Annotated in this window: 7 protein-coding genes; 3 read left to right on the plus strand and 4 right to left on the minus strand. The window is 33.8% G+C overall.

The features are described from left to right. Both WC622_RS15400 and mnmA read left to right on the plus strand, forming a co-directional pair. Positions 1–859, plus strand: an 859-nt coding sequence (locus tag WC622_RS15400; protein ID WP_372820590.1) for a substrate-binding domain-containing protein, incomplete at its 5' end; no start/stop codon positions are given. Positions 860–936: 77 nt separating this feature from the next. After that, a complete protein-coding gene (gene mnmA / locus WC622_RS15405) occupies positions 937–2,028 on the plus strand; it encodes a tRNA 2-thiouridine(34) synthase MnmA (protein ID WP_372820591.1) in 1,092 nt (363 codons plus the stop codon). Between the two features lie 166 nt (positions 2,029–2,194). Here the strand turns inward: mnmA and WC622_RS15410 are convergent, their stop codons facing one another. From WC622_RS15410 to WC622_RS15425, 4 genes are all read right to left on the minus strand, one after another. Continuing rightward, positions 2,195–3,142 (minus strand): bifunctional UDP-sugar hydrolase/5'-nucleotidase, encoded by a 948-nt coding sequence (locus WC622_RS15410; RefSeq protein WP_372820592.1) that lies wholly within the window; start codon positions 3,140–3,142, stop codon positions 2,195–2,197. Beyond that, positions 3,120–3,872 carry a 5'-nucleotidase C-terminal domain-containing protein gene (locus WC622_RS15415; RefSeq protein ID WP_372820593.1) on the minus strand — a complete coding sequence of 251 codons (753 nt, stop codon included), beginning with the start codon at positions 3,870–3,872 and terminating at the stop codon, positions 3,120–3,122. Before WC622_RS15415 ends, WC622_RS15410 begins: the two co-directional genes overlap by 23 nt. Before the next feature lie 77 nt (positions 3,873–3,949). Beyond that, a complete protein-coding gene (locus WC622_RS15420) occupies positions 3,950–4,723 on the minus strand; it encodes a zinc-dependent peptidase (RefSeq protein WP_372820594.1) in 774 nt (257 codons plus the stop codon). Between the two features lie 66 nt (positions 4,724–4,789). Then, positions 4,790–5,308 (minus strand): glutathione peroxidase, encoded by a 519-nt coding sequence (locus WC622_RS15425; protein ID WP_372820595.1) that lies wholly within the window; start codon positions 5,306–5,308, stop codon positions 4,790–4,792. Positions 5,309–5,540: 232 nt separating this feature from the next. On the opposite strand from WC622_RS15425, the gene topA reads away from it, so the two are divergent. After that, a complete protein-coding gene (gene topA / locus WC622_RS15430) occupies positions 5,541–8,087 on the plus strand; it encodes a type I DNA topoisomerase (protein ID WP_372820596.1) in 2,547 nt (848 codons plus the stop codon). Positions 8,088–8,364: the final 277 nt, after the last annotated feature.

Here is an 8,364-nt window from a genome sequence, read left to right on the forward strand (position 1 = left end):
AGGTAAAAGCAGATCTATTGGTGTGGTGGTTTGTTCAATTGATAACAATTTTGTGGCACAAATGCTAGATGGCATTGATCAGTATTGTACAGATCATAATTATCAATTAATTATTATGCAAAGCAAAGAATCATTTGAACAAGAAAAAGCTTGCGTAAACTTATTGTATGCTGGCGGAATTGACGGATTATTAATCTCCCCTGCCTATCAAACTACAGATTTCGATTACTTAATTAATTTACAAAAATCGGGCTTACCAGTGATATTATTTGATAGGTTGAGTGATCGTATCAATACACATAAAGTTGCATCAGATAATTATAAAGGTGCTTATAATGCTACTATGCACTTGATTAGCAATGGATATACTGTTATTGCGCACATTAGTAGTAACACTAAATTAAGCATGGCCAGCGATCGTTTTGAAGGGTACAAAAAAGCATTAGAAGATTCAGGTTTAGTTTATAGAGAAGAATTAGTTAAATTTTGTGATACATCTAACTCCGTTTCTTTACATCAAAATTTAGAAAAAGCTATACAAGATTTGATGGCGTTGAACAACAAACCAACTGCTATTTTCACAGCTACCGATCAGTTAACTACAAAATGTTTATCGCTAATTAATCAATTAGGTTATGAAATTCCAACTGATGTTGCTTTAATTGGTTTTAGTAATACAGATTTGGCTGATGCACTCCATCCTTCATTAAGCACAATTCATCAACCCGCTTTTGAAATTGGCAATTTGGCTACCAAACAATTATTAGCTTTGATTGATAACAAAGAAAGTAAATCGTACGACACAGTACTTTTAGATACAACTATTCAAGCTAGAGCATCCAGTCAAAAAACTAAGTAGCCTTTTTACATTGTTCAGACCACCTCGAATAATTTATTTCGTCAAAAACCTGTATTTTTGCATCCAGATTTTTAATAATGAGTAAACACGGTAGAATTTTGGTGGCCATGAGTGGCGGGGTTGATAGTTCAGTTGCGGCAGTAATGTTGCATGAGCAAGGTTACGAAGTAATTGGCCTTACCATGAAGACCTGGGACTACGCCACATCTGGTGGAAGTAGCAAAGAAACTGGTTGTTGTAGTTTAGACAGCATTAATGATGCTCGTACGTTGGCTGTAAACTACGGTTTTCCTCATTATATTTTAGATATTCGTGATGAATTTGGAGATTTTGTAATCGACAATTTTGTAGACGAATATTTAGCTGGTCGTACACCAAACCCATGTGTTTTATGTAATACTCACATCAAGTGGGAAGCTTTATTAAAACGTGCTAATAAACTAGATTGCGAATTTATTGCAACAGGTCATTATGCAAACATCCGCCAGTTAGAAACAGGTAGGCACGTAATTTCTAAAGGTAAAGACGAAAATAAAGATCAATCGTATGTACTGTGGGGCGTTTCCCAAGAAAACTTATCTCGCACAAAATTTCCTCTAGGCAGTTTTGCAAAAGCAGAAATCCGCCAGATGGCGATGGATATGGGACAAGAAGAATTAGCTAAAAAATCTGAAAGCTACGAGATCTGCTTTGTTCCAGATAATGATTATAGAGCATTTCTAAAACATAAGGTAGAAGATTTAGAAGATAGAGTTGCTGGTGGAAATTTCGTTAATAGTAACGGAATGATTATCGGCCAACATAAAGGATATCCTTTTTATACCATCGGACAACGTAAAGGCTTAGGTGTTGCATTTGGTGAGCCTATGTTTGTTACACAGATTTTACCAGAAAGTAATACAGTTGTATTAGGCAGAGCAGACGAGTTGGAACGCAAAGAAGCAATGGTTAGAAATCTTAACTTAATCAAATACGAAAACATTAATGAGCCGATGGATAATGTGATTACTAAAATCCGTTATAAAGATGCTGGGATGTTAAGTACAATTGTTCAAGAAAAAGATCATATGCGTGTAGTTTTCGATCATAATGTATCTGCAATTGCTCCGGGTCAATCTGCTGTTTTTTATGAAGGCAATGATTTGTTAGGTGGTGGCTTTTTGATTTAACTCAATCTTGTCATTCCGAGGAAAGGGGAATTTCTAATAAGTTCATTTTAAAGAAGTATATAGGGAAACGTAAAGCAATAATCTAATTAACATTTTATAGCATTACGATTGCCAGTCAAGCTGGCAATGACGAGCAAACTAAAGATATCAAAATGACAAAAGTGCATTATGCATCCAACTTATTATTAATTAAGTAAGGCGTACCAACTTTCATTTTTTTGTCTTTGTAAGCTTCAAAATAATAATCTATTCTGCCTAAGTTAATTCCTGCAAAACCTACTTGGTTTATGGTCGTAATTTGTCCATCTAAATTTTTCACATCTTCTGGTACATCCATAAAAGTGTGTGTATGACCGCCAATAATTAAATCAATGTTTCTTGTACTTTTTGCTAAAACCTGATCAGATACTGTATCACCACGATATTTATATCCTAAGTGTGATAAACAAATCACTAAATCACATTTATAATCATTTTCTAAAATAGCTGCGGTTTCATTTGCTTTAGCAACTGGATCTAAATACTGAGTTTCTCCATAGTTTTTAGGATCTACTAATCCTTTTAGTTGGATACCTAAGCCGAAAACTCCAATCTTCAACCCTGCCTTTTTAAAGACTTTAAAGGGCTGTGTTGATTTTGAAAGTGCAGTGTTTGATAAATCGTAATTAGCAATTAGTACTGGGAAATTAGCATGAGGTAATTGTTTGTAAAATCCTTCCACCCCATTATCAAAATCATGATTACCCAACGTTGTTGCATCATATTGCATCTGGCTCATCAATTTTATTTCCAGCTCTCCGCCGAACTTATTAAAGTAAGGTGTTCCTTGAAAAATATCTCCAGCATCTAGTAATAATACATTTTCTTGTTCAGCCCTAATCTTTTTAATCAGTGCTGACCTTCTTGCAGTACCGCCCAGTCCTTCATTTCTAGAACCATCCATAGGAAAAGGCTCTATCCTACTGTGAACATCATTCGTATGCAAAATGGTTAATTTTTGAAGTCTCCCATTTGCAAAAGCATCTAAAGAATTTAAGCTCAATGCAGCTGCAGCACTGGCTATACCACCAACTTTTATAAAATTGCGACGATTAATTTTTAGTAATTCTTCCATCTAATTTTGCGTTTATCCTCTTTCCTTCAGCCTGAAATTGTTTAACTTCTTTTAAAAGTGCATCGCGAACTAACAATCCAATGTTTTTTCTTGAAATAGGTGTTGCAAAACCTACCGCATCATCGCCACCACTTGCGATATAATCTGAGGTTAACACCCAATAATTCTTAGTTATATCAAATGATTTTCCATTAATTAAAACCTGCTCAGGTGACTTGTCTTTTATATTAAATTTTAACCCACTTACCGGTTGCCCATTAGAAGCTGCTATATATGTAATCACTTTCAACACGTCTTCACCTTTTAGGTTAAATAAAACCAGTTGGTTTTCAAATGGCATCAATTCAAATATATTCGAAACATTGATTGGTCCTTTTGCAATATCATTTCGTAAACCTCCCTTTGTAGTTGGAAAAACGAAGTCGATTGCTGGTTCAATCTTTTTGGCTTGATTTAAAACCGCATCAGCAAAGAAATTACCTAAAACAGATTCCGGAACTGTAGAACTTTTTGTCAAAACAACATCTGTATATCCAATTACAGTGTTCATCTCTGCATCAACCTTTACTTTATAAGGTAGGTATGTTTTAATGATTGCACTATCTACTTGAACATCATTACTAACTTTGTATTCTTCTCTATTAGACTTTACAACTGCATATTTAGCTGTACAAGAGCCTAAAAAAAATAAAGAAATAGTAAGAATATAAATATGTTTTTTAATTGACATAAAGTGTAAAACAATTTAAGATTGAGTGCTGCGAAGATAGATGGCTTTTATATAATTTGCAATTCAACAATGTAATATTAATGCGCTAGATTTTGTCCAAAAACTTTACGCAACATTTCATATAAGTCTGGATGTTTATCCTTTAGTATTTCTGGTTGTTCGAAAAAATATTCAGCTACTACTGCAAAAAACTCTGCTTGATTTGTTATTGCGTATGGGTTAATATCAGATTTATTATCTTCAATTTTTTTGATTTCCTCATGCATCATTTTTACCCAAGGCAGTGTATACTCATGATTCATTAAATTTTCCGGAACACCATCTGTTGCACCATCTGATTTATCTAACAGGTGTATAAACTCATGAATGCCCGTATTTTCCTTACCTGCACTCTTAGAAAAACCATGATGTAAAGCAGATAACGACAACACCATTTGTCCATTTAAATATCCTGTACCAACCATACCCATCACATTTCTCTCCGTGCCTTCAAACTGAAAATCTGTATTAAACGTATCAGGATAAAGCAAAACATTAGTTAAGTTTTTATACTGCCAATTTTCAAAACCAAATATTGGAATAACAGCACTTGCTGCCACTAATAATTTATCTAGCTGATTTATTTCTACCCCAACACTACTTATAATAGTAGCGCCTAAAAAATTTGCTACTTTTTGTTCAAATAATTGTTTTCTGGGATGATTTAAATTTCGATAAAATACTACATGATTGGCTAATAGTACTTGATCTTCTTTACTTAATTGAATAGGTACAATCTTTTTTTTTCTAAAAATAAAATATAGGGTAACAATAAGGAAGACAGTTAAAATAAGGTAGGGAGAATAGTTCATAATCAATTAATAAACAAAAAATCCCAAAGCGATTAGCTTTGGGATTTATTATAAACAATAAAAAAATTATAGATTGCTAATAATAGTTGGGTCTAGCGGTTTTACAGCAGAACGGTAACGATGCACCAACTCTCCTTTTTCATTAATCAAGAACTTTTCAAAATTCCATTTAATATCACCTTTAAAATCTGGGTTTTCTTGTGTAGTTAAAAACTTAAAAAGAGGTGTAATATCATCTCCTTTAACGCTACTTTTTTCAGCTAAAAGAAAACTAACTTTGTATTTACCTGTGCAGAATTCTTTAATTTCAGCATTTGTGCCTAACTCTTGCCCACCAAAATTACCTTCAGGAAAACCAATTAAAACTACGTTTTTACCATATTTTTGATGTAGTTTCTCTAAATCTTCATACTGTGGTGTATATCCACATTTCGAGGCAGTATTTACAATTAAAATCTTCTTTCCTTTAAATTTCGAAAGTTTTACGGTTTTACCATCAATGCTTTTAAAAGAAAAATCGTAAACAGTTTTAGGAGGCGTAGGCGCAGTCCATAAACTAAGTAGTATTAATAAGGTGTTGATCATGATGTTTATTTTTAGATATACTAACGAAGATAGTTAGAAATTGGATTAGGAAAATAATTTTATAGTAAAGAAATTGATATTTAGAAAAAATAGTTAAAAGCGATTTGAATACTGTTAGGTAGTGTATAAGAGCTATTTAACCCCAACTTCAAAATATATTTTTGAAAATAATTGCTATACCAATTTTGATTTTAGACTTATTTATAGTTTTATTTGCAGAAAAACGTTCTGAATGGCAAAAAATTTACTAATAGTCGAATCACCTGCAAAAGCTAAAACCATAGAAGGTTATTTAGGAAAAGATTTCTTGGTTAAGTCTAGTTATGGTCATATCCGTGATTTAGTAAAAGGAGATATGGGAATAGATACTGATAATAATTTTTCCCAAACGTATGAAGTCCCTGCCGATAAAAAACAAGTCGTTGCCGAATTAAAGAAGTTAGCTAAAGAAGCCGAAATGGTATGGCTAGCATCCGATGAAGACCGTGAGGGGGAAGCAATTTCTTGGCACTTATATGAAACTTTAGGCTTAAAAGAAAGTAACACAAAACGAATTGTTTTTCATGAAATTACGAAGCCAGCTATATTAAAGGCAATAGATAATCCTCGAACCATTGATTATAATTTAGTTTTTGCCCAACAAGCTCGTCGGGTTTTAGATAGATTAGTTGGTTTTGAACTTTCGCCTGTATTATGGAAAAAAGTTAAACCTTCATTATCTGCTGGTCGTGTACAATCTGTCGCTGTGCGATTAATTGTTGATCGTGAACGTGAAGTAAATAAATTTAATTCTACAGCTGCATTTAAAATTACAGCCCAATTTACTACTGGTAAAGGTAAAGAACTCGTAAAAGCAGAATTACCACAACGTTTTGAAAAAGCAGCAGATGCAGAAAAATTCTTACAAGATTGCATTAACGCAAATTTTGCAGTAAGTAATTTAGAAGTTAAACCTGCAAAACGAAATCCGGCAGCACCATTTACGACATCTACTTTACAACAAGAAGCATCGCGTAAGCTTGGTTTTTCTGTTGCTAGAACAATGCAAATAGCTCAAAAACTATATGAAAGTGGTAAAATCACTTACATGAGAACAGATTCGGTGAATTTATCTCAAACTGCGATTGATGCAGCATCGGCTGAAATTAGATCTGCTTGGGGCGAAAAATATCATCAGCCCAGAGTATATAAAACAAAATCTGCAGGTGCACAAGAGGCTCACGAAGCTATCCGTCCTACTTATTTTAATCAACACAGTGTGGATGGAGATAACTCTGAGAAACGTTTGTATGATTTAATTTGGAAACGTGCAATCGCCTCACAGATGAGTGAAGCTATTTTTGAAAAGACAAATGTTAATATTAATATCTCTACCAGAAAAGAAGAATTATTAGCCGAAGGCGAAGTTTTGAAATTTGATGGATTCTTAAAAGTTTACCTAGAATCTACTGATGATGAGGACGAAGAGAATGAAGATAATAACTTATTGCCGCCATTAACAAAAGGGCAAACATTAATTTTAAAGGAATTAGCAGCAACTGAACGTTTTTCTCGTCCACCTGCTAGATATACTGAGGCAAGTTTAGTTAAGAAATTAGAAGAACTTGGTATTGGTCGACCATCTACCTATGCGCCAACAATTTCTACGGTTCAAAATCGTGGTTATGTGGTTAAGGAAGATAGAGACGGCAAAAAAAGAGAATTTGTAAGTATGGTTTTAGCTAATGGCAGCATTAGTAAAGTAACCAAATCTGAAATAACAGGAGCCGAAAAATCTAAACTCTTCCCTACTGATATTGGCGAAGTTGTAAACGATTTTTTAGTAGAACATTTTAAAGGAATTGTAGATTTTAATTTTACTGCTAAAGTAGAAAAACAGTTTGATGAGATTGCGCAAGGTTTGCAAGAATGGACCAAAATGCTACACTCTTTTTATACTCCTTTTCATAGTGAAGTAGAAAATACATTAGAAAATGCAGATCGTGCTAACGGCGAACGTTTATTAGGTATCGATCCAACTTCAGGTAAAAATGTGTACGCTAAAGTTGGGCGTTATGGCCCTTTAGTTCAAATAGGAGAATTATCTGATGATGAGGAAGATAAACCTCGTTATGCAAGCTTAGGAAAATCACAATCTGTAGGCACAGTTACACTTGAAGAAGCCTTAGATCAATTCAAATTACCTTTCCAATTGGAAGATTATGAAGGTAAAGAAGTTTCGGTTGGTGTTGGTCGTTTTGGACCTTATGTGAAATGGGGCGAAGCGTTTATTTCAATTCCCAAAAATGAAGATCCATTAACAGTAGATCAGGCCAGAGCAATTGAAATTATTGGAGAAAAAGTTACTGCTGATGCACCAGTAGCAGTATATGAAGGCCTACCTGTAACGAAAGGAACTGGCCGTTTTGGCCCCTTTATTAAATGGAATAGCTTATTTATTAATGTACCAAAAGCTTATAATTTTGACGCTTTATCTGCAAATGATATCAAGGAATTGATTGAAAAGAAGATTGAGAAAGAAAATAACCGTTATATCCAGCAATGGGAAAGTGAGAAAATTGCTATTGAAAATGGTCGTTGGGGACCTTTTATCCGTTTTGGCAAAGAGATGTTGAAATTAAGGAACAACCCTAAAACAAAAGCTAAATATACTCCAGAAGAATTAGCTGAGGTTTCTTTAGAAGATGTTAAAAAGCTAATTATTGAACAAGTGCCGAAAGCTTTTGACGCGAAGAAAAAAGCGCCAGCAAAGAAGAAAGCTGTAGCAAAGAAGAAATAGATCAGGATTAAGGGATTTTAAGATTTTCAAGATTAGATTTGTCATCTAGAGTGGAACGAAGGATCCCTAAAATTTAATTCATAAATGAGATTCCTTGTTTCTCGGAATGGCAGAGAATATTGAGTTATGAAAGCAGATTTACCAGAAAATATAGTTGAAGACGTAGCAATTGCAGTTGCTTTAGTTGGTGAAACTCCTGAAGTTGGAAGTTGGACTGTTTATGTCGTGAACTTTAAAAACGAACCTATAACGAACGTTTTAATTACATCTAAAGGTT

Origin of the sequence: Pedobacter sp. (genome assembly GCF_041662865.1) — a bacterium.
Lineage (GTDB): Bacteria > Bacteroidota > Bacteroidia > Sphingobacteriales > Sphingobacteriaceae > Pedobacter.

Coding starts and splice junctions, on each gene's coding strand:
- WC622_RS15410 (WP_372820592.1), bottom strand. CDS start 3,142: ATGGAAGAATTACTAAAAATTAATCGTCGCAATTTTATAAAAGTTGGT.
- mnmA (WP_372820591.1), top strand. CDS start 937: ATGAGTAAACACGGTAGAATTTTGGTGGCCATGAGTGGCGGGGTTGAT.
- WC622_RS15425 (WP_372820595.1), bottom strand. CDS start 5,308: ATGATCAACACCTTATTAATACTACTTAGTTTATGGACTGCGCCTACG.
- WC622_RS15415 (WP_372820593.1), bottom strand. CDS start 3,872: ATGTCAATTAAAAAACATATTTATATTCTTACTATTTCTTTATTTTTT.
- WC622_RS15420 (WP_372820594.1), bottom strand. CDS start 4,723: ATGAACTATTCTCCCTACCTTATTTTAACTGTCTTCCTTATTGTTACC.
- topA (WP_372820596.1), top strand. CDS start 5,541: ATGGCAAAAAATTTACTAATAGTCGAATCACCTGCAAAAGCTAAAACC.